16 protein-coding genes are annotated in these 21,904 nt (G+C 74.5%); 3 read left to right on the forward strand and 13 right to left on the reverse strand.

The window, feature by feature from the left end; translation table 11 throughout:
- Positions 1-4: 4 nt before the first annotated feature.
- The 5 genes from ACWHYA_RS00145 to rpsT form a co-directional block, all read right to left on the reverse strand.
- On the reverse strand, positions 5-2,551 hold the full coding sequence (locus tag ACWHYA_RS00145) for a ComEC/Rec2 family competence protein (RefSeq protein ID WP_425939992.1): 2,547 nt from the start codon (positions 2,549-2,551) through the stop codon (positions 5-7).
- Positions 2,548-3,489: a helix-hairpin-helix domain-containing protein gene (locus ACWHYA_RS00150; RefSeq protein WP_425939990.1), complete on the reverse strand. Its 942-nt coding sequence runs from the start codon at positions 3,487-3,489 to the stop codon at positions 2,548-2,550. The genes ACWHYA_RS00145 and ACWHYA_RS00150 overlap by 4 nt, the downstream gene beginning before the upstream one ends.
- 91 nt (positions 3,490-3,580) lie before the next feature.
- Entirely contained in the window at positions 3,581-4,459 is an 879-nt protein-coding gene (locus tag ACWHYA_RS00155; protein ID WP_425939989.1) for a DegV family protein, read from the reverse strand.
- Positions 4,460-4,467: 8 nt separating this feature from the next.
- On the reverse strand, positions 4,468-7,383 hold the full coding sequence (gene leuS, locus ACWHYA_RS00160) for a leucine--tRNA ligase (protein WP_425939987.1): 2,916 nt from the start codon (positions 7,381-7,383) through the stop codon (positions 4,468-4,470).
- A gap of 298 nt (positions 7,384-7,681) precedes the next feature.
- Positions 7,682-7,948: a 30S ribosomal protein S20 gene (rpsT, locus tag ACWHYA_RS00165; RefSeq protein ID WP_425939985.1), complete on the reverse strand. Its 267-nt coding sequence runs from the start codon at positions 7,946-7,948 to the stop codon at positions 7,682-7,684.
- A 214-nt stretch (positions 7,949-8,162) separates the two neighbouring features.
- Here rpsT and ACWHYA_RS00170 point away from each other — a divergent pair, with 214 nt between their 5' ends.
- Positions 8,163-8,708, forward strand: a complete 546-nt coding sequence (locus ACWHYA_RS00170; protein WP_425939983.1) for a glycine cleavage system protein R — start codon at positions 8,163-8,165, stop codon at positions 8,706-8,708.
- A gap of 85 nt (positions 8,709-8,793) precedes the next feature.
- On the opposite strand, the gene ACWHYA_RS00175 is transcribed toward ACWHYA_RS00170, so the two are convergent.
- The gene (locus tag ACWHYA_RS00175) at positions 8,794-9,192 is read right to left on the reverse strand and encodes a DUF952 domain-containing protein (RefSeq protein WP_425939982.1); all 399 of its coding nucleotides are present in this window, start codon (positions 9,190-9,192) and stop codon (positions 8,794-8,796) included.
- Positions 9,189-10,169: a DNA polymerase III subunit delta gene (gene holA / locus ACWHYA_RS00180; protein ID WP_425939980.1), complete on the reverse strand. Its 981-nt coding sequence runs from the start codon at positions 10,167-10,169 to the stop codon at positions 9,189-9,191. The genes ACWHYA_RS00175 and holA overlap by 4 nt, the downstream gene beginning before the upstream one ends.
- A 138-nt stretch (positions 10,170-10,307) precedes the next feature.
- On the opposite strand from holA, the gene ACWHYA_RS00185 reads away from it, so the two are divergent.
- Positions 10,308-10,694 carry a hypothetical protein gene (locus tag ACWHYA_RS00185; RefSeq protein WP_425939978.1) on the forward strand — a complete coding sequence of 129 codons (387 nt, stop codon included), beginning with the start codon at positions 10,308-10,310 and terminating at the stop codon, positions 10,692-10,694.
- A gap of 77 nt (positions 10,695-10,771) precedes the next feature.
- On the opposite strand, the gene ACWHYA_RS00190 is transcribed toward ACWHYA_RS00185, so the two are convergent.
- From ACWHYA_RS00190 to fdhD, 3 genes are all read right to left on the reverse strand, one after another.
- Positions 10,772-12,979: an ATP-dependent DNA helicase gene (locus tag ACWHYA_RS00190; protein ID WP_425939976.1), complete on the reverse strand. Its 2,208-nt coding sequence runs from the start codon at positions 12,977-12,979 to the stop codon at positions 10,772-10,774.
- Between the two features lie 162 nt (positions 12,980-13,141).
- Entirely contained in the window at positions 13,142-14,809 is a 1,668-nt protein-coding gene (locus ACWHYA_RS00195) for a molybdopterin-dependent oxidoreductase (RefSeq protein WP_425939974.1), read from the reverse strand.
- A gap of 201 nt (positions 14,810-15,010) precedes the next feature.
- A complete protein-coding gene (fdhD, locus tag ACWHYA_RS00200; protein ID WP_425939972.1) occupies positions 15,011-15,847 on the reverse strand; it encodes a formate dehydrogenase accessory sulfurtransferase FdhD in 837 nt (278 codons plus the stop codon).
- Positions 15,848-15,981: 134 nt separating this feature from the next.
- Between fdhD and ACWHYA_RS00205 the strand changes: the two genes are divergently transcribed.
- Positions 15,982-16,803, forward strand: a complete 822-nt coding sequence (locus tag ACWHYA_RS00205) for a DUF2202 domain-containing protein (protein ID WP_431473608.1) — start codon at positions 15,982-15,984, stop codon at positions 16,801-16,803.
- Between the two features lie 339 nt (positions 16,804-17,142).
- On the opposite strand, the gene ACWHYA_RS00210 is transcribed toward ACWHYA_RS00205, so the two are convergent.
- The 3 genes from ACWHYA_RS00210 to ACWHYA_RS00220 all read right to left on the reverse strand — a co-directional run bounded on the left by ACWHYA_RS00210 (position 17,143) and on the right by ACWHYA_RS00220 (position 21,898).
- On the reverse strand, positions 17,143-18,348 hold the full coding sequence (locus ACWHYA_RS00210) for a sensor histidine kinase (RefSeq protein WP_425939969.1): 1,206 nt from the start codon (positions 18,346-18,348) through the stop codon (positions 17,143-17,145).
- Complete coding sequence (locus tag ACWHYA_RS00215) at positions 18,345-19,106, reverse strand: response regulator (RefSeq protein WP_425939967.1); 762 nt, start codon at positions 19,104-19,106, stop codon at positions 18,345-18,347. Before ACWHYA_RS00215 ends, ACWHYA_RS00210 begins: the two co-directional genes overlap by 4 nt.
- A gap of 140 nt (positions 19,107-19,246) precedes the next feature.
- The gene (locus ACWHYA_RS00220; protein ID WP_425939965.1) at positions 19,247-21,898 is read right to left on the reverse strand and encodes an MGH1-like glycoside hydrolase domain-containing protein; all 2,652 of its coding nucleotides are present in this window, start codon (positions 21,896-21,898) and stop codon (positions 19,247-19,249) included.
- Between the last annotated feature and the right edge of the window lie 6 nt (positions 21,899-21,904).

Below are 21,904 nucleotides of genomic sequence, written 5' to 3' on the forward strand. Positions count from 1 at the left end.
CCGCTCAGCCGTCGCGGCGGTGGACCTGGAGCCGGCCGTCCTCGCGGCTGACGGCCAGGTCGCCGTCGGTGTCGGTGCGCAGCACTACCATGCCGGCGTCGTCCAGGAGGTCGAGCGCGCTGGGAGCCGGGTGGCCGAAGGTGTTCTCCGCCCCCACCCCGAGCACCGCGACCTCGGCCCGGGTGGCCCTGACGAGCCGTTCGTCCTGCGCGGAGGAGCCGTGGTGGGCCACCTTGAGCACGTCGAAGTCCCGGCCCGCGAGCAGGTCCCGCAGCGGCCTCGCACCCTCCGGCTCGAGGTCGCCGGTCAGGAGCACGCGCAGGCCGTCGACCGAGACGTCGAGCACCAGGCTGCCGTTGTTGGCCGCCGACCCGCCCACGACCGGTCTGGGCCCGGGGCCGACGACCTCCAGCTCCACCTCGCCGACCCGGAGGCGCTGTCCGGCGGCCCCGTCCTCGTACCGGACGCCGGCGGCAGCGAGCCCGGCCAGTGTGGCCGACGCCACCCCGGGCGGTTGCCGCACCGGGCTGACATAGGCGGCGCCGACGGGAACCGTGTCCACGACGCCCGGGACCCCGCCCACGTGGTCGGCGTGGAAGTGGCTCAGGACGAGCAGCTCCACCCGGTCCACGTCGGCGTCGCGCAGGCAGCGCCGCACGAGGTCCGGGTCGGGGCCGGTGTCGACCAGGACCGCCGTGCCGGGCCCGGAGCGCAGCAGGAAGGCATCCCCCTGGCCCACGTCGCACCCCAGGAGGAGCCAGCCCGGTGGTGGCCACGTGCTCCAGCCCGGGACCGGCCACAGCGCCGCGCCCACGGCCGTCAGCAGGGCCCACCCCCACCACGGCCGGCGCCGCAGCTGGTCCCGCCACCACGGTCCGGTGACCAGGGCGAGCACCGTGAGCAGGGTCAGGAGCCACGCACCGGTGGGGCCGTCGACCCAGTCGAGGGTGCCGTAGGGCACGTCGGCCCCCGTCCGGGCGATCCGGCCGATGGTCCAGGCAGGCAGGGCGGCCGTCCAGGCGACGACGGTGCCGAGGGCCACCGAGACCGGTGACGCGACGGCCGCCAGGACGCCCAGGACGGTGGTCGGTGCGACCAGCGGTGCCGCGAGGAGGTTGGCCAGCACCGCGACGACCGGGATGCTGCCCTGCAGGAGCACGATGACCGGGGCACAGGCCACCTGCGCGGCCAGCGGGACCGCCACCGCGTCCCCGAGCAGGCGCATCCTGGCCGGCAGCGGCGCGGCGAGGGCGTCTCCCCACGGCCGGGACCACAGGACCAGACCGAGCGTGGCCAGGGTGGACAGCGCGAAGCCGTACGACCGGGCCAGCCAGGGGTCCACGCACAGCAGCAGGACCACGGCGGCCCCGAGCGCGGGCAGGCTGACGCGGCGCCGCCCCGAGGACAGCGCCAGCAGGCCGACGCTGCCCATCACCCCGGCCCGCAGGACCGACGGTTCCGGCCGGCAGAGGAGCACGAACGCGACGAGCGCGAGCAAGACCAGGGGGGTGCGCCAGCGGCGGGGCACGCCGGTCCGTGCCACGAGGACGGCGACCGCCCCGCAGACCAGCGCCACGTTGGATCCCGAGACGGCGCTGAGGTGGGTCATACCGGTGGCGCGCATGTCGTCGGTGAGGTCCGGCGGGGTCATCGAGGTGTCACCGATCACCAGCCCGGGGACCAGACCGCGGGCGTCTGCCGGCAGGGGCTGTACCGACCGTCGGAAGCGCTCCCGCACGTGCTCGACCGCGTCCAGCATCCTCCCCGGCCCCTCCGCCACGGTGGGGCCTCCCCGCGGTGCGAGCACGGCCACCGGCCGCTCACCGGGCTCGGCGGGTCCCAGCCGGCCAGCGGCCCGCACGGTGCTTCGCCAGGTCAGGTCCTCCCAGCCGCTGCCCGGGCGGGCCAGGACCAGCACGGGCGCGCCCACCTGGGCGGAGGAGCCCCGACCGGTCACCTCGTGGAGCCGCAGGTGGAGCACGACGAGCGGTTCGCGCTCGTCGGCCCGGTCCACGACCCGCGGCTCGGTGGTCACCGTGGCCGTCACCCGGACCACGGCGCGCTCCTCGGCCCACCCGGTCACCGGTCCGGCCCGGTCGCGGAGCAGGTGGCCAGCAGTGGCCAGGCAGACCAGCGACACCGCAGCGAGGGTCAGGGCCGTCGCCGGCGCCCACGACGGCGACGCCGCAGGTCGGGAGCCGACCCCCGACCGGTCCCGGCGCGGGGAGCCGCCGCGCGACCGGTCCCGGCGCCCCACGAGGGCCAGGGCGCCCAGCGCTCCTGTGGCTCCAACCGCCACGAGCACCCAGACCGGCCGTGGCAGCAGTCCGAAGAGCACCGCCCAGGCGACCAGGGCCGGAACCAGCAGACGTCCGTCGAGGACGCGTCCCTCCCGCGCGATCCCCGCGTCCTGGGTGGCTCCGCCGACCGACGCGGCACCGGCAGCCCCGACCGGCCCGACGGCCCCGACCGGCCCGACGGCCCCGACCGGCCCGGCAGCCCCGACCGGCCCGGCAGCCCCGTCGACCGCCGGAGGATCCGGGGAGATCACCCGCCCACGGTGACGTGCGGCTGCAGCTGCTCGAAGGTGCGCTCGCCGATGCCGCTGACCTCCAGCAGCTCCTCGGGCACGGTGAAGGCGCCGTGCTCGTCCCGCCAGGCCAGGATCCGTCCGGCGGTCACCGGACCCACCCCGGGCAGCTCCTCCAGCTCGGCCTGGGTGGCCCGGTTGAGGTCGACCACGAGGACGGGCTCGCCGACCGTGGTGGCCCCTCCACCACCCGCGCCACCACCACCACCGGCCGCGGACACCGGCCTCGGAGCCACGAGCCCGGCAGGTGGTTCCTCCCCGGGGCGCCCGACCCACACCTGCTCCCCGTCGGCCAGCTGCCGTGCCAGGTTGAGCGCCGAGGGGTCCGCCTCGGCGGTCAGGCCGCCGGCCGCCTCGACGGCGTCGACCACGCGCGCCCCCTGCGGCAGGGTGACCACGCCCGGCTCCCCCACCTGACCCGTGACGTGCACGACGACGTGCACCAGTCGCTCCTCCTCCCCTCTTTCCCCCTCGGACCCGGCGGCCGTGGGGCCGGCTCCGTGGTCGGTCCCCTCCTCGGCCGTCCCCGCACCGGCGCTCGCCGGACCGGGCGTCCCGTCCGTCCCGGTGCCGGGCTCCCCGTCGTCGGTCCCGGACGTCGCCCGAAGGTCCTCGACCTGGTTCTGCGGCACCGGGTCCGAGCGCTGGGTCGTCCACGCCCACCGCCCCGCGAGCACCAGCGCCGCCACCACGACGAGCACCAGCATCCCGCGGACGGCCGCCGGACCGACACCCAGCTCCAGCGACCGGAGCGCCGTCGGGACGGTCAGCAGCGGCACCCGGCCCGGTCGGTGTCGCCCGTTCTCCACCCCGTCGGGGGGCTCGGACGTCCCCGGCCCGCCGCCGAGGAGCTCGTCCAGCGGGTCCGCCGTCCCGCTCCCGTGCCTGGAGCTGCTCATGCCATGGACGGTAGGGACCCCACCCGCCGGGGGCGAGGCCCGCGCGCGCTCCTGTGGACGTCAGGGGCGCGACGGCCCCGGTGTGGACAGGTCAGCCCGGCGAGCGGACCTCTCCCGGAGCGACGACGACACCCAGCGTCCCGGGCCCGGTGTGCACCCCCACCACGGGGTCGAGCTCGGCGATCTCGGCGGTCAGGCCGGTGCGCTCGGCCAGCTCCCCGGCCAGCTCGGCGGCCGCCTCCGCGGCCGCGAGCTGGTGGACGGCCAGCTCGACCGTGCGTCCCTCCGCCCTGGCGCCCTCCACCGCCTCGACGGCCAGCTCGACCAGCCGGGCCAGGGCCTTCGCGCGGGTGCGCACCTTCGCGGCCGGATGGACCTCCCCGTCCCGCAGGGTCAGCAGCGGCTTGATCGCCAGGGCCGTGCCCACGAGGGCCGCGGCACGACCGATCCGGCCGCCCCGGCGCAGGTGGTCCAGGGTGTCGACGTAGAACCAGGTGCGGCTGGCGGCCGACCGCGCCCGCACCACGTCGGCGACCTCCTGCGCGTCGCCGCCGGCGGCGGCCGCGCGGGCGCCCGCGAGCACGGCATACCCCATCGCCAGTCCGATCACGCGGGAGTCGACGACCTCGACCGTCACCTCCCCGGCCAGCTCGTCCCGGGCGAGCTCGGCGGCCTCCACGGTGCCGCTGACCCCGGCGGACAGGTGGACCGAGACGATCGTCGAGCACCCGGTCTCGGCAGCCACCCGTCGGTAGACCTCGGCGAGCTCCCCCGGGGACGGACGGGACGTGGAGGCCCGCTGCTTCCCGTCGGCGAGGATGTCCACGACCTCCCCGGGGGTGATCTCCCGGGCCGGCACCGAGCGGGTGCCTCCCACGTGCACGTGGAGCGGGACGACGCTCACCCCCGCCTCCTCGGCCCGGTCGGGGCCCAGGCAGGCGGTGGTGTCGGTGACGACGGCGACGCGCATCCGGCGGCTCAGACGACGACGTTGACGAGGTTGGGCGGGCGGACGACGACCTTGCGCACCGGCGCGCCACCCGTCGCGGCCTGCACCTTGGCGCTGGCCAGCGCCAGCGCCTCCAGCGCCGCCGGCTCGATGTCGGCCGCCACCTCGAGCCGGTCGCGCACCTTGCCCCTGACCTGCACCACGCAGGTCACGGTGTCCTCGACCAGCTTGGCCGGGTCGGCCTCGGGGAAGGGCTCGTAGGCCAACGAGGTCCCGTGGCCCAGCCGCGACCACAGCTCCTCGGCGACGTGCGGGGCGACCGGCGCCACCATCTGCACCAGCGGCTCGACGGCGGCACGGGGCACGGCGTCCATCTTGGTGAGGTGGTTGTTCAGCTCGATCATCTTGGCGACCGCGGTGTTGGTGCGCAGCGCCTCGTAGTCGGCCCGCACCCCCTCGATCGTCCGGTGCAGCGCCTTGTCGGTCTGCTCGTCCAGGTCGGCGTCGACGACGACCAGCTCACCGCTCTCCTCGTCGACCACGTTGCGCCACAGCCGCTGCAGGAAGCGCATCGACCCCACGACCGCCCGGGTGTCCCAGGGACGGTACTGCTCCAGGGGCCCCATGCTCATCTCGTAGACGCGGAAGGTGTCGGCGCCGTACTGCTCGCACATCTCGTCGGGGGTGACGACGTTCTTCAGCGACTTGCCCATCTTCCCGTACTCCTGGGTGACCGCCTCCCCCTGCCAGGTGAACGTGGGCGCCCCGCCCTCGGGGTCCGGGTGCTCCTCGACCTCGGCGGCGGGCACCGGGAAGCCGCGCTCGTCCCGGTAGACCCACGCCTCGACCATGCCCTGGTTGATCAGCCGGCGGAACGGCTCCTCGCTGGAGACGTAGCCCAGGTCGAAGAGCACCTTGTGCCAGAAGCGGGAGTAGAGCAGGTGCAGCACCGCGTGCTCCACGCCGCCGACGTAGAGGTCCACGCCGCCGGGGTCGCTCGCCCCGGCCGGCGCACCGGCCACCGGCGAGGGGCGCGGGCCGATCCAGTAGCGCTCGACGGCCGGGTCGACGGGGGCCTGGTCGTTGGCCGGGTCCAGGTAGCGCAGGTAGTACCAGCACGAGCCTGCCCAGTTGGGCATGGTGCTGGTCTCCCGGCGGTAGCGCTGCACGCCGCGGCCGTCGCCGAGGTCCAGCTCGACCTCGACCCAGTCGGTCGCCCGCGCCAGCGGCGCCTCCGGGGAGGAGTCCGCGTCCTGCGGATCGAAGGTGCGCGGGGAGTAGTCCGGCACCTCGGGCAGCTCGACCGGCAGCAGGTGGTCGGGCACGGTGTGGGCCACGCCCTCCTCGTCCCAGACGACGGGGAAGGGCTCGCCCCAGTAGCGCTGCCGGCTGAACAGCCAGTCGCGCAGCCGGTAGGTGGTGGTCGCCTCGCCCAGGCCCTTGTCCACCAGCCAGGTGAGGATGCGGTCCTTGGCCTCGGCGACGTCCAGCCCGTCCAGGCTGACCTCGTCGTTGGCGGAGTTGATCGCCGGGCCCTCCCCGACGAACGCCTGGTCCTCGGGGTGGTCGGGCGCGGGCCGCACGGTCCGCACGATCGGCAGGTCGTAGGCGGTGGCGAAGTCCCAGTCGCGCTGGTCCTGCCCCGGCACGGCCATGATCGCGCCGGTGCCGTAGCCCATGAGCACGTAGTCGGCGACGAAGACCGGGATCCGGGTGCCGGTCACCGGGTTGGTCGCGAACGCACCGGTGAACACCCCCGTCTTGGCCCTGGTGTCGGCCTGCCGCTCCATGTCGGAGCGGGTGGAGGACAGACGCTGGTATGCCGTCACCGCGGCCCGGGGGGAGGCCTCCCCCGCGGTCCAGGCCTCCCGGGTGCCCTCCGGCCACGCGTCGGGGACCAGGCGGTCCACCAGCGGGTGCTCCGGGGCCAGCACCATGAAGGTGGCGCCGAAGAGGGTGTCGGGACGGGTGGTGAAGACCTCGATGCCCTCGGCGTCCCCGGTGGTGGTGGCCACCGGGAAGCTCACCCGGGCGCCGGTGGAGCGGCCGATCCAGTTGCGCTGCATGAGCTTGACCTTCTCGGGCCAGTCCAGGCGGTCCAGGTCGTCGACCAGGCGGTCGGCGTAGGCGGTGATCCGCATCTTCCACTGGCTCAGGCTGCGGCGGAAGACCGGGAAGTCGCCACGCTCGGACTTGCCGTCGGCCGTGACCTCCTCGTTGGACAGCACGGTGCCCAGCCCCGGGCACCAGTTGACGGGCGCCTCGGAGAGGTAGGCCAGGCGGTGGCCGTCCATCACCCGGGCCTGCTCGACCCGGGACAGGTCGGCCCACGGCCGGCCGTCGGGGGTCGGACGCTGCCCGGTGGCGAACTGCTCGACCAGGTCGTCGATCGGTCGGGCCCGTCCGGTGCCGTCACCGGTGCGCGCGGGAGCCTCCGGGTCGTACCAGGAGTGGTAGATCTGGGTGAAGATCCACTGGGTCCAGCGGTAGTAGTCCGGGTCGATGGTGGCGAAGCTGCGGCGCTGCTCGTGGCCCATCCCCAGCCGGCGCAGCTGCCCGCGGTAGACCTCCATGTTGCGCTCCGTGGTGGTGCGCGGGTGCTGCCCGGTCTGCACCGCATACTGCTCGGCGGGCAGCCCGAAGGCGTCGAAGCCCATGGTGTGCAGCACGTTCATCCCGGTGGTGCGCAGGTAGCGCGCGTGCACGTCGGTGGCGATGAAACCCAGCGGGTGGCCCACGTGCAGCCCCGTCCCGGAGGGGTAGGGGAACATGTCCATGATGTAGCGGTGGCCCGTCTGCAGCCGCGGGTCGTCCGGCTCGGCCCACGGACCGGCCGGGTTCGCCGAGTGGAAGGTGCCGTCGGCCTCCCAACGGTCCTGCCAGGTCGCCTCGATCCGGCCGGCCAGCTCGGCGGTGTACCGGTGCTGGGGGATGCGCTCGCTCATCGTGCCTCGTCGTCCTCTGGTCGCGTCGGTGCTCACGGGTCGTCGTTGCTGGTGCACAAAAAAGCCCCTCGCTCAGGAGGGGTCAGCCGCGCTGGGTGGTGCGTCGTCAGCGCGGCTGCGTAAGAAGGAGCACGCAACGGGTCGTCATGGTGGCCTCATGGTAGCGCAGGGGGCACGCGCGCCCCATACCTCGCCGGGGTCGCCGGCCGGTGCGCACCTGCGCAGCTGCGGTGCGGGCGGGACGACGACGGGCGCCCCTCCCGGTGGGAGGAGCGCCCGTCGGCACGGGAGCGGAGGCTCAGGCGCCGATGCGGTTGAAGCGGCGAGCCATCGCCGACTTCTTGTTGGCCGCCTGGTTGGCGTGGATGACGCCCTTGGAGACGGCCTTGTCCAGCTTGGTGGAGGCCTTCTTCAGGGCCTCCTCGGCGGCGGAGGTGTCACCGCTGTCCGCGGCGTCGCGGAACCTGCGGATCCAGGTGCGCAGCTCGGACTTGTGCGCCCGGTTGCGCTCCGTGCGCTTGGCGTTCGTCTTGACGCGCTTGATCTGGGACTTGATGTTTGCCACGAAGTGTCTTCCTGCTTCAGTCGTCGGTGGATGTCGTGAGGGCGACATCGCGCGGTCCGGAACGTGAGGCGTGGGGGGCCCTGGCGGATGACCGCGCGTGATGCTGCTTGCGGTGCGCGCACGACCGAGCGCGCACGCGACCACCCAATCTAGCAGCGCCGGGGCCCGCGTCCCAACTCCGACGCCGGGCCCCAGGCCTCGCTACCATCGGGGTATGCGTACCCAGCTCGTCCTCACGGTCGTCGGCGACGACCGTTCCGGTCTCGTGCGTGCCCTGGCCGACGTGGTCGACCAGCACGGCGGCAACTGGGAGGAGAGCCGGCTCAGCGAGCTGGCCGGCACCTTCGCCGGGGTGGTGGTGGTCTCCGTGCCCGCGGACCGCACCGAGGAGCTGCGTGCCGCGCTCGAGCCGCTGACGGGTCTGCTCGAGGTCTCCGTCCGGCCGGGCGGGACCCTGCCGGCCGAGGGCGGGGACGCAGGCGGCACGCCGGTGCTGGTCGAGATCATGGGCAACGACCAGCCCGGGATCGTGCGCTCCATCTCCTCGGTCCTGGCCGACCACGGGCTCAACGTGGCCGAGCTGGAGACCCGGACCGTCGAGGCCCCCATGGCGGGCGGGCAGCTCTTCGAGGCGACGGTCGTGGCGACCGTCCCCGAAGGCGCCGACACCGACGCCCTGCGCGCGGACCTGGAGCGGCTCGCCGGTGAGATCCAGGTCGAGGTGACGTTCAGCCGGTCCGAGGACCTGGCGGAGGGCTGACCCCCTCGACGAGGGCTGGACCCGGGAGGGCTGGACCAGGGAGGGCTCGACCAGGGAGGGCTCGACCCGGTGCATCCCCGGGGTTCTACCCGCCCGGCCCCGGCTCCCACCCGCCCAGGTCGAGCCAGCCCCGCTCCACCCGGGCGGGGCGGGTCCGCGCGACGGCGCCGACCGGCACCGGCCCGTAGAGATGGGGGAAGCGCTCCCCGTCCGGGTCGGCCGGGTCGGCCGGCTCGAGCTTCACGGGAGTCGTGGCCGGCAGCCGGGTGACGTCGATCTCCAGGACGACCAGCTCCTCGGTGGCCCGGGCGTAGTGCGCGGCGACGACGCCGGGCAGCTGCTCGGGGTAGGACGCGTGGACGAACCCGACCTCGTCCAGGTCGGCACCGCGGGTCGAGCGCTCGTAGGACCCGGAGGCCAGGGCCTGCTCCCAGTGGGACCGCTCGGCCAGGTGCCAGACCGCACGCGGCTCCTCGCCGCTCACGGCTCGTCCCCGTGCCGCGCCCTGCAGACCTGCAGGACGGCTCGCTCCACGGCGTGCTCCGGTGACCTGACAGCAGCCTCGGTGCGCAGACCGCCCTTGACGTCCACGTCGGCGCGGGCCACGGCCTCCACGGCCCGGCCCAGGCGGAGGCCGTCCCAGCCCTGGGCGACGCGGCGCGCCTGGTCGACCTGCCACGGAGCGATGCCCAGGTCCCGGGCGACCTGGGTGGAGCTGCCGCGCCCGGCCGCCGCGACCCGGCCCACCTGGCGCAGCTGCATGGCCAGGACGGCGACGAGCGGGACGGGGTCCAGACCGCCGTTCATCGCGTGCCGCAGCAGGGCCATCGCGGTGGCCTGGTCGCCGGCGAGCGCCGCCTCGGCCACCTTGAACCCGGTGGTCTCGACCTTCTCCCCGTAGTAGGTGTGCACGTCCTGGACCTCGACGGCACCCTCGACGTCGCGGGCCAGCTGGGCGCAGGCGCCCGCCAGCTCGCGCAGGTCCTTGCCGACGGCCTGGACGAGGGCACCGACCGCCTCCTCGTGGATCTTGCGACGGGCGACGCGGAACTCGTGCTTGACGAAGGCGTGCTTGTCGGCCTCGGACTTCACGGCCTTGGCCTCGACGACGCGGGCACCTCCCGACCGGAGGGTGTCGAGCACCTTCTTGCCGCGGTTGCCGCTCTTGTGGCGCACGACGAGGGTGACGGCGTCGGCGGGCCGGGCCAGGTAGGCCAGCAGGTCCTCCATCAACGCGTCGTCGGCCTCGTCCATGTCGTGGACGACGATGACCGTCCAGCCGCCGAAGAGGCTGGGGCTGGCGTGCACGCCCAGCTCGCCGGGCTGGTAGGAGGCGGCGTAGAGGCGCACGACCTCGGCCTGCGGCTCCGCGACGCGCACGGCCTCCACGACCGACTCCACCCCCCGCTCGGCGAGGATCTCCTCCGGTCCCTGGACGAGGGCCAGCGTGGGGATGCTCATGGCCCCCAGCCTGCCACGGCCCACCGACGGGCGTGTCCCACGGCACACAGCCGCAGCCTTGTGGCGTGCACGAGCCGGGAGGACGATGGAGGTGGGACCCGGGGTCCCCGGGTCCCACCTCGCACAAGGAGGTGCGGAATGTCGTCGACCACCACCACCCCCACCCGGCGTCCTGCGGGAGAGGACCGGGTCCACCACGACGTGCGCAACGCGTGGCTGAGCATGCTCCTGCTGCCGGTCGCCTTCGTCCTGGCGTTCGTCGTCGGAGAGGGCCTGGCCTCCCTCCTCGGCCATCCCGTCGGGGGCACCGTGGAGCCTCCGCCGTGGGCGGTCCTCGTCTCCAGCGTGCCCGCGCTGCTGGTCTTCTTCCTCCCTGCGGTGGTGTCCGCCTGGTTCGCCCGTCGGGCGGCCCGGCACGGTGACCGTCGCGGCTGGGTGCCGGCCGGCATCCTCGCCCTGGTCGCGGTCGGCTTCGTGGCCCTCAACCTCGCCGCCTACTTCGGCTTCGAGCTCATGATGGGCTGAAGTCCGTCGGGGTATGGCGTGGGGAAGCCGGCGCGGGTCGACCGGCCGGACACCCGGCCGGGGTCGACCGGCGCGGGTCAGCCGGCGCGGCTCAGGCCCAGCTGGTTGATCCGCGCCGTCACCAGGTCGGGCGCCAGCTCCAGATGCTCGGCGAGCTCCTCGACGGTGATGCCGGCCTCCAGCCCGTCGCGCAGCTCCTCGTCCTGCGCGGTGGACCATGCGTGGCCCCCCGTGACGGCGGTCCGGGGCGACCGGGCGACGGGGACGTCCACGGCGACGGGACCCGCGGCGGAGGCCCCGCCGAGCCCGCGGGCGGTGGGCGCCGCGACCGGGACGACCTCGCCGGCCGTCTCGTCCAGCCGTCGCAGCGCGCCGAGCACGAGGTCGCGGTCGGTCGTGGGCCAGAACGGCGGGAGCGACCTCTGCAGGAACGAGGCGTAGCGGGCGGTCATCATCCGCGGGTCGAGGAAGGCCACCACCCCGCGGTCCTCCCCCCGGCGCACCAGCCGGCCCGCCCCTTGCGCCAGCCGGAGGGCCGCGTGCGTGGCCGACACGCTCATGAAGCCGTTGCCGCCGGTGCGCGAGATGGCCTCGGAGCGGGCGGAGGACAGGGGGTCGTCCGGACGCGGGAACGGGATGCGGTCGATGATGACCAGCTGGCAGGCCGGGCCGGGCACGTCCACGCCCTGCCACAGCGACATCGTCCCGAACAGGCAGGTGCTGGCGTCCCCGGCGAACTCCCGCACCAGGGTCGGGGTCTGGTCGTCCCCCTGGCACAGCACCCTGATCCCGGTGTCGGACAGCCGTTCCCGCATCTGCTCGGCCGCGGCCTCGGCGGCCCGGCGGGAGCTGAACAGGCCCAGGGTCCGCCCCCCGGAGGCCCGCACCAGCGCCTCGATCTCGTCGAAGACCACAGGGGCCGCACCGTCCCGGCCGGGTGCGGGCAGGTGGGCGGCCACGTAGGCGATGGCCTGCTGCGGGTAGTCGAACGGCGAGCCGACGTCCAGCCCGGTCCACGCCGGGGACCCCGTCCCCCGCAGCCCCAGCGTGCCCGCGACGGCGTCGAAGCTGCCGCCCAGCTCGATGGTGGCCGAGGTGAGGACCACCGTGCGCTCGGCGAAGATCTTCTCCCGCACGGCCATCGCCACGCTCATCGGCGCCACCCGCAGGACCGGTCCCCGCCGCGGGTCCTTGCTCAGCCAGACCACGTCCAGCTCGCGCTCCTCCAGCACCCGCTCGGCGACGTCGTGCACCTCCTCCACGGCCGCGAGCGCCAGCTGCGTGGACCCGTCGACCTCGGCCCCCTTGTCCGGCTTGATCTCGGACAGTGCGGCCCGGGCGGAGTCCCGCACGAGCTGCAGGGTCTGGACCAGACGCTCGGGCAGGCGGGTCAGCCGTCCCTCGGGCAGGTCCTCCAGCGTGTCGGCGACCAGGTCGGTCGTGTCCGCGAGCCGGCCGGCGGCCTCCCCCTTGCCCGCGCGCCGAGCCGCCACCGACACGGACGAGGTCGTCAGCTCGTCGGTCACCGTCGAGGTGATCCGGTCGGTCAGCTCGTGCGCCTCGTCGACGACCAGCAGGTCGTGGTCGGGCAGCAGGTACCGCCCCTCGAACGCGTCGATGGCCATGAACGCGTGGTTGGTGACGATGACGTCGACCTCCCGCGCAACCTCCCGCGACTGCTCCACGAAGCACTCGGCGACCACCGGGCAGCGACTGCCCAGACACTCCTGCGCGGTGACCGACACCTGCCGCCAGGCCCGCTGGCCGACGCCGGGGACCAGCTCGTCGCGGTCCCCGGACTCGGTGACCTCGGCCCATTCCCGCAGCCGCACGACCTCGGCGCCGAGGCGCGACCGGTCGGCGTCGACCGCCCCCACGGCCAGGAGCGCGTCCTCGTCGTCCTCGGGGAACCCGCCGACGACCTTGTGCCGGCACACGTAGTTGGACCGACCCTTGACCAGGGCGTAGGTGGGACGGCGACCCAGGAGGGGCCGCAGCGCCTCGGCGACGCGGGGCAGGTCGCGGTCGACGATCTGGGCCTGCAGCGCCAGGGTGGCGGTCGCGACGACGACCGGCTTGCCGGTGGCCATCGCGTGGGCGACGGCCGGCACGAGGTAGGCCAGCGACTTGCCGGTCCCTGTCCCCGCCTGCACCAGCAGGTGCTCCTCACGCTCGACCGCCCGGGCCACGGCCTGCGCCATCTGCACCTGCCCGGGGCGCTCGCTGCCACCCACCGCGGTCACGGCGGCGTGCAGGAGCTCTGCGAGGTCGGGGTGGTCGGGCACCGGTCAAGGGTATGCCGTCCCGCCGACGGTGAACCCGTCCCGTCCACAGCGGCTGGCAGGTGCGGTCCGCAACCGCCTGGCCGGTGAGCTGCAGCCGCCTGGCCGGTGAGCTCCGGAGGTGCAGCGCGGTCCGGTCCCGGGCGCGCGGACGCCACCCCTGCGTCAGTCGTCCTCGACGACCGTCACCTCGACCGCGTGCCAGCCGCTGGCCCCGTCGGGGGCGGGCGCCGCCGGACGGTCCGTCTGCACCTCGCCGGTGCCGTCGGTGGCGCGGACGGTCAGCTGGTGCCGGCCGGGAGCGGCGTCCGGCCAGGTCCAGCTCCACAGCCGCCACGCGTCGTCGCTGGGCTGGGCGGCCAGCTCCGCCTGCTGCCAGGGGCCGTCGTCCACCCGCACCTCGACGGCGCTGATGCCTCGCTGCTGTGCCCAGGCCGCCCCCGCCACCGCCACCTCGCCGGCCCGCACCCGGGCCTCGCTGCGGGGCACGTCGATGCGCGAGGCGGTCTTGATCGGTCCGCGCTCGGCCCATCCGCGCGGGGTCCAGTAGCCCTCGTCCGCGTCGAAGCGGGTGACCTTGAGCTCGGTGACCCACTTGGTCGCCGACACGTACCCGTAGAGGCCGGGCACCACCAGCCTGGCCGGGAAACCGTGCTCGGCCGGCAGCGGCTGCCCGTCCATGGCCACGGCGATCAGGGACTCGCGGTCGTCGGTCAGCGCCTCGATCGGCGTCCCGGCCGTCCATCCGTCGGCGCTGCGCGAGAGGACCATGTCCGCCTCCGGCCGCACCCCGGCGCGCGCGAGCAGCTCGCGCACGGGCCATCCGGTCCACACGGTGTTGCCGACGAGGGGCCCGCCGACGGTGTTGGACACGCAGGTGAGCGTGACGATCGCCTCGACGTGGTCCTCCTCGAGCAGCTCGGCCCAGTTGATCTCGACCTCCTGCTCCACCAGTCCGGTGACCCGCAGGGTCCACGTCGCCGGGTCGACCCGGGGCACCCACAGCGCGGTGTCGATCCGGTAGAAGTCGTCGACGGGGGTGAGGAACGGCGTCTGTCCCTCCACCGTCGCGGACGCCGCCGCCGGGACCTCCACCCGGCGCACCGGGACCGGCAGGCCGAGGGCACGGACGGCGGCACCGGCCACCCTGCCCGTGCGGGTGAGCGCCTGTCCGGCCACGACGCCCAGGAGCCCCAGCACCCCCACGCCGCCGGCCGCGAGGAGGACTCCGCGGCGCCCGGCCACCGGACCGGGGGTGGCTCCGCCGGCAGGCCGCGGACCCTCGGCCGGGTCGTCGCCGTGCCCGGGGAGCCCGGCCCCCGTCCGCCCGTGCAGCCGCCCCAGCCCGACGAGCAGCACGGCCGTGCCGACGGCCAGACCGGCCAGGGTCGGCCACAGGTCGACGGGCATGGCGTCCGGGCGGGACAGCACGGCTCCGAGCCCCAGCGCCCCGACGAGGAGGAACAGGCCCACGGACAGGGCACGAGAGGTGCGTCCCAGCGCTCCCACCAGGGCGGTCACGACGAGCAGGGTGAGCCCGATCCCGACCCCGAGGGCAATCTTGTCGGCCGTGCCGAACGTCGCGACCGCCCAGTCCTTCAGCCAGGCTGGCGTCCGGTCGACGAACGCCCCGGCCACCGCGAGCAGCGGAGAGGGTGTCCCGGTCGCCCCCAGCAGCCGCACGGCCACCCCGGCCCCCACCTCGGCCACCCCGAGCGTGGCCGCACCGGCAGCCACCCCGACGAGGCCGGCGGGCCAGGCGGGCTCGCGACGACCCGCCCCTGCCGCCGTCGATCCGGCGGAGACGGCCCGGTCCTGCTCCTGGATGCTCATCCACCCAGCCTGACGCCTCCACCTGGGAGAACCCCGACGGCCCCGCAACGAGGTGAGGTCGCGTTCATCGGACCGGCATCGGCCTGCACGCCGATGAAGGTCAGGACATCTCGACCTCACCGACCGGCCACACATCCCGACCTCACCGACCGGCCACACATCCCGACCTCACCGACCGGCCACAACGGCGGCCTCCCACCGTCAGGCCAGCACGCGTTCCCGCCCGCAGTACACGTTCAGGCTGCTCCCCCGGTTGAACCCGACCACCGTCATCCCCAGCTCCTCCCCCAGCTGGACCGCCAGCGCGGACGGCGCCGACACGGCCGACAGCAGCGGGACACCGGCCAGGGCAGCCTTCTGCACCAGCTCGAAGGAGGCCCGCCCGGACACCTGCAGCACCGAGCCGCGCAACGGCATACCCCGCTCCCGCAGGGCCCACCCGACCACCTTGTCGACCGCGTTGTGCCGTCCCACGTCCTCGCGCACGCAGACGGGCTCCAGCCCCTCCGGGCCCGGCAGGAAGAGGCCCGCGGCGTGCACCCCGCCGGTCCGGTCGAAGACCTGCTGCTCCTCGCGCAACCGGTCCGGCAGGGCCAGCAGCTCGGCCAGGGGGTGTGCCGCGCGGTCGTCCGTCAGGTCGTGCCCGCCGGTGCGCCGCACCGCCTCGATCGAGGACGTCCCGCAGACCCCGCAGGAGCTGGAGGTGTAGACGTGCCGCTCCAGCGAGGGGTCGGGCGGCGCCACCCCCTCGGCGAGCGTGACGTCGACGACGTTGTAGTCCCGCTGCCCGTCGGCTCCGATGCCCGAGCGGTAGTCGATCTGCGCGACGTCCGCCCAGTCGTGCACCACGCCCTCGCCGTGCAGGAACCCCACGACCAGGTCGAAGTCCGAGCCCGGGGTGCGCATCGTCACGGACAGGGGCCGGCCTCCGACCCGGACCTCGAGCGGCTCCTCCCCCGCCAGGGTGTCCGCCCGCTCGCGCACCGACCCGTCCGCGGACAGCCGGGTCACGCGGCGGCGCTGGGTGACCTTGACCATCGGGCCAGGGTATGCCGCGCCCGTCCCGGTCCCGAACCACGACCGCCTTCATCGAATCTTCACGGACGGCACCGGGAGGCCTTCATCGCGGGGGCGTTGACTCGGTTGTAGGACCACGAGAGAAGGGACGACCGATGACCACGAGGACCAGGACCAGGTTCATGAGCACGCTGCTGGCGACCGGTGTCGGCACGGCCCTCGCCCTGGGGACCGGTGTCGCGATCGCGCAGAGCGACGACGGCACCGACGAGGGCGGGACCGCGACCGAGGTGCTGGACGCGCTGCAGTTCAACCTCGAGGAGGAGCGGATGGCCCGCGACCTCTACGACGAGCTGGGCGAGGCCCACGACGGGCTGGCGCCGTTCACGCAGATCGAGGTCTCCGAGCAGCGCCACCACGACGCGGTGGCCCAGCTCATCACCCTCAAGGACGGCACGCTGCCCGAGGATGAGGTCCCCGGGGAGTTCGAGAACGACGAGATCCAGACGATGTACGACGACTGGCTCGAGCGCGGTCTGGTCAGCCCCGAGGCTGCCTTCGAGGTCGGCATCGAGCTGGAGACCGCCGACATCGCGCACCTGCAGTCCACCATCGACGAGATCGACGACGAGGACGTGGACCGGGTGCTGGGCCACCTGCTCAACGCCTCCGAGCACCACCTGGCGGCCTTCGAGGCCGCAGCGGCCGGCGAGCTGCCCGACATGGCGGGCACCGGCGGCGGCCGTCAGGGCGGCCCCGGCCCAGGGATGCAGCCGGGTGACCGCGGCCAGGGCCTGCGGCAGGGCATGCAGCAGGGCCCGGGTGGAGCCGGCCCCGGCCTGCAGCAGGGCCCGGGCGGGCAGCGCGGACCGGCGATGAACGGTCCGGGCGCCCAGCAGGGCCAGGGCGGTCAGCACCACGGGAACGGCACGGGCGACTGCCCGATGACCACGACCGAGGACGCGGACGACGCCTGACCGCAGGTCGGAGCGGGCGGCACAGAGCTCGTGCCGCCCGCTCCGCACGTTCGGGCCTGTCCGTCCGGGACGTCGGCCCACCCGGCCTCACCGACGGCGGCGCCCGGGCGTGGCACGTGGCGCCTGGCGTGAGCGAACGAGTGGACGGGTTGTGCCCCAGATCGGGACGATTCGGGCGCACAACCCGTCCACTCGTTTCGTCGGTCGGTCTGTCCGGGCGGGCGGCTCAGCGGTCGGTCGGTGCGGGCAGGCAGGTCAGCAGTCCGTCTGTCCGGGCGGGCGGGCGGCCAGCCGTCGACCGTCCGGCTCCTGCGGGCCAGCGGTCGGTCGGGTCGCGACCTAACCCTCGGGCTGGGCCGCCGGCGAGCCGTCCAGGGGCAGCGTGGCCACGAACCGGGCACCCCTGCCCGGGCCGTCGCTCGCCGCGACGAGCTCACCGCCGTGGGCCCGGACGAGCGCGCGGGCGATCGTCAGTCCGATGCCCGAGCCGCCGTCCTCGCCCGCTGTCCCCTCGTCGCCGCGCTCCCCGCGGTAGAAGCGCTCGAAGACCGCCTCCTCCTCCCCGGGTCGCAGCCCCACACCCTGGTCGAGGACCTCCACGGTCGCCACGGCACCGGTCCCGGCATCGTCCCGCGGACCCGTCCCGTCACCGTCCCGCGGACCGGTGACGACGACCCGGACCTCCTCGCCGTCCGCGCTGGCCCGCAGCGCGTTCGTCAGCAGGTTGGTCACCACCTGCGCGATCCGGTCGGGGTCGTGCGGCACCTGGAGGGACGCCGGCCCGGCCACCCGGACCCGCACGCCCTGACCGGCCGCCCGGGCCTGCACGGCCTCGACCGCCGAACCCACCGTCTCCGCGAGGTCGGCGTAAACGACCCGGACCTCGAGCCTGCCCTCCTCGGCCCGGGACAGGCTGCTGAGGTCCTCGGCCAGCCGCTCCAGCCGTCGGGTCTGCTCCACGACCCTGCCCAGCCCGTCCTCGTCCGCCGGCACCACCCCGTCGAGCATCGCCTCGGCGTACCCACGGGTGACGGTCAGCGGCGTGCGCATCTCGTGGGCCACCTCGCCGATGAGCCGGGCCCGCCGGGCCTCGGTCGCCTCCAGCCGTTCCCCCAGCTGGCGCACGTCGTCCGCGAGGTCGGCCAGCTCGGTCGTCCCCGGACGGGGCACGTGCACGGCATACCGTCCGAGCGAGAGCTGTCGGGTCGCCGTCCGCAGCTGCTCCAGCGGCCGGGCCGTCCGACGGGCCGCGACGACACCGAGGACGATCGCCACCACCAGGCCGACCAGCACGCCGACCAGGACGGCCCGGTCCACGCTGTCGACGAACTCCGCCCGGAAGCCGGCCATGCCGGCCGGTCCACCGGGAGCGCCGTCGCCGCCCGCACCGTGCCGCGCACCGTTGCCCGCACCCATCCCCATCGCCCGGTCCCACCGCTGGAGGGCGACCAGACGCAGCACGACCACGGTGACCAGGCCCGAGACCAGCGCCACGAGCACGTGCGAGAGGACGAGGCGGGCCCGCAGCGAGCGCCACCAGCTCACGGACCGCTGCCTGACGGGACAGCCTGCCCGTCGACCGGTGACGCCACCGGCAGGAACTTGTACCCCACCCCCCGCACCGTCCCGACGACCCGGGGCGCCGCGGCGTCGTCGTCGAGCGCCCGGCGCAGGCTGCGCACGTGCACGTCCACGACCCGTTCGTCGCCGACGTGGTCGTAGCCCCACACACGCTGCACCAGCTGGTCGCGGGTGAACACCCGTCCCGGATGCTCGGCGAGCGCCCACAGCAGGTCGAACTGCAGGGCCGACAGCGGGCGCAGGCTGTCGTCCCGCCGCACCTCCCTGCGGGCCCGGTCGATGCGCAACCCGGGGAAGGCGAGCACCTCCGAATCGGTGACGGCGTCCTGAGCCGACGGAACGGGCGGCGCGGCGCGCCGCAGCACCGCCGACACCCTCGCGGCGACCTCCCGGGGGCGGAACGGCTTGGTGACGTAGTCGTCGGCCCCCGCCGCCAGCCCCATGAGGACGTCGCCCTCCTCCGTCCTGGCGCTGACCATCACCACCGGCAGGTCCCGATCGCGGCGCAGACGTCGGAGGACCTCGACGCCGTCGAGGTCCGGCAGCCCGACGTCCAGCAGCACCACGTCGGGCAGGGGTTCCAGGCCCGCCTGCCGCAGCGCCTCGGCGCCCGTGCCCGCCTCCCGGACCACGAACCCGTCGCGGGTCAGGTAGGCCGACAGCAGGGCGCGGATCTGCGGCTCGTCGTCGACCACCAGCGCGGTGCGGATCACGCCGCTCACCTCCGGCTCCAGGCTACTCCGGGGGTATGCCGCACCCGCCCCCGGAGCGGGCGTGGGTCGGCGGCGCGGGCGTCCGGCGGGGGTGTCCCGCACCCGCCCCCGGAGCGGGCGTCGCCGGCGGCAGGACGAGGGGTCCGGTCTCAGCGGTTGGCGATCCCGTCCGGCGCGCAGACGAAGTGGGCCACCAGCGCGGTCCAGCCGGTCTGGTGGGAGGCGCCGAGGCCGACCCCGGAGTCGCCGTCGAAGTACTCGCTGAAGGTCGGATGCGCGTCCCACAGCGGACCGGTCGGGTGGTGCACCGGGGTCGAGGGGCGACGGCCCTCCGGGCCGGGACGGAAGATCCCGACCAGCCGGCGCTCGATCCGCGCCGCCACCTGGTCGATCGCGACGTCCTCGCCGGAGCCGGTGGGGTACTCCACCGGCCGGCCCGCCCCGGCACCCCGCCCGTAGGTGCGCAGCGCGTCGGTCAGGAGCGCGTTGACGGGCATCCACACCGGGCCGCGCCAGTTGGAGTTGCCGCCGAACATCCGCGAGTCGGACTCACCGGGCACGTAGGCCAGCCCCAGGTCGGAGCCGCCGACGTGCACCTGCACCCCGTCGCGGTGGGCGGCCGACAACGACCGCAGCCCACCGGGCGAGAGGAACTCGCCCTCGTCCAGCATCCGCCGCACGACAGCCCGCCACTGGCGCCGGTCGACCATCGACAGCGTGCGCAGGGCGCACCCGTCGTGGTTGGTGTGCAGCAGGGCGTCCTGCAGCTCGGGGCGCCGCCGGGTCCACCCGTCGAAGAAGTCGGTGAGGTCCGGGAGCTCGTCGACCACCCAGTCCGGCACGATGGCGACCGCCGACAGGGGCAGCAGTCCGACCATCGAGCGCACCGGCATCCGGTTCACCTCCCCGTCGTCGGTGGTGAGGATGTCGTGGAAGAACTCGTCCTCCTCGTCCCACAGGCGGGCGTGACCGCGGCCGATGTCGTCCATGGCCTGGGCGATGGAGAGGAAGTGGACGAGGAACTTGGTGGCGATCTCGTCCCACGCCGGGTCCTCGCGGGCCAGCTCCATCGACATCCGCAGCATCTTGAGGCAGAACAGCCCCATCCAGGCGGTGGCGTCGGCCTGCTCCAGCCGCTGCCCGTCGGGGAGCGGGTCGGACCGGTCGAACAGCCCGATGTTGTCCAGCCCCAGGAAGCCGCCCTCGAACACGTGGCTGCCGTCGGCGTCCTTGCGGTTGACCCACCACGGGAAGTTCAGCAGCATCTTGAGCACGACCCGCTCGAGGAAGACCCGGTCGCGCGAACCGTCGATGCAGTAGACCTGCCACGCCGCCCACGGGTGCACCGGCGGGTTGACGTCGGAGAAGTTCCACTCGTAGGCCGGCAGCTGGCCGTTGGGGTGCATCGACCACTCGCGGCACATGAGCAGCAGCTGCCACTTGGCGAAGTAGGGGTCCACGTGCGCGTAGGCCACGCAGTGGAAGGCCAGGTCCCAGGTCGCGAACCAGGGGTACTCCCACTCGTCGGGCATCGAGACGACCTCGGCGAAGTTCACGTGCCGCCAGTCGCTGTTCCGCTCGCGCCCGGGGGGCGGCGGCGGTTGGCCGGGGTCGCCCTGCAGCCACCGGGTCACGTCGTAGAGGTAGAGCTGCTTGCACCACTGCAGCCCGGCGAACGCGCGGCGCGCCACGAGCGCGTCCTCCCCGTCCGTGCCCTCCGGCAGCACGGCGGCGTAGAACTCGTCCGCCTCCTGCCGCCGCAGGTCGACCACCTCCGCGTCGCCCGGGGCGTCGGCAGTCACACCCTCGCCCTCGGTCAGCCGCAGCCGCACGGTCACGCTCTCCCCGGGGGCGACCGCGTCGAAGGACCACCAGAACGCCATCTTCGTCCCCCGCTGCTCGGGGTTGCAGGCGTCGGCCTGCCCGTGCACCACCGCGCGGCCCACCGCGTCCTTGGGGTATGCCGTGTGCCCGGCCGGGACCGCGTCCTCACCGTGCAGGGCGGCCACGTTGGTGTCGTTCTCGCAGAACAGGGTCCGCGGCGACCCCTCGGCCCGCACCGTGACGCTTCCCAGCTCGTGGTGCTCGCCCCGCACGACAACGCCACCGTCGCCCGGCCCGGCCGCGACGTCGTCGCGCCACAGCTGCGGGCGGCGGTCGTCCAGGCCCCAGGACCAGGTGTTGCGGAACCACACCTGCGGAAGCAGGTGCAGCGGAGCGGCCTCAGGGCCGTGGTTGGTCGCGGTCACCTCGACGACGAGGTCACCGGGGGCCGCCTTGGCGTGGGTGACGACGACGTCGAAGAACCGGTCCTCGTCCAGCACCCCCGTGTCGGCCAGCTCGTGCTCGGGGTCCTGCACGCCGCGCTCGCCGTTGACCCGCAGCAGCTCCTCGTAGGGGAAGGCCGCCTGCGGGTAGCGGTAGAGCGTGCTGGCGTAGGAGTGGGTGGGCAGCCCCTCGAGGTGCCACCAGTACTCCTTGACGTCCTCCCCGTGGTTGCCCTGCGGGTTGGTCAGCCCGAACAACCGCTCCTTGAGCCGGTCGTCCTGCCCGTTCCACATCGCCACGGCGACGTTGAGGTGCCCCTCGAGGTCGCTCAGGCCGGCGATCCCGTCCTCGCCCCAGCGATAGGCCCTCAGGTGGGCGTGTTCGAACGGGAAGTGCGCCCACGCGTTCCCGTCGGCGGAGTAGTCCTCCCGGACGGTCCCCCACTGCCGTCCAGAGACGTAGGGGCCCCAGCGGCGCCAGGGCGCCCGGGAGTCGTCGGAGTCGGCCAGACGTCGGTGCTCGGCGGTGGTCACCGGGCC

This window comes from Ornithinimicrobium carbonis (assembly GCF_977012275.1).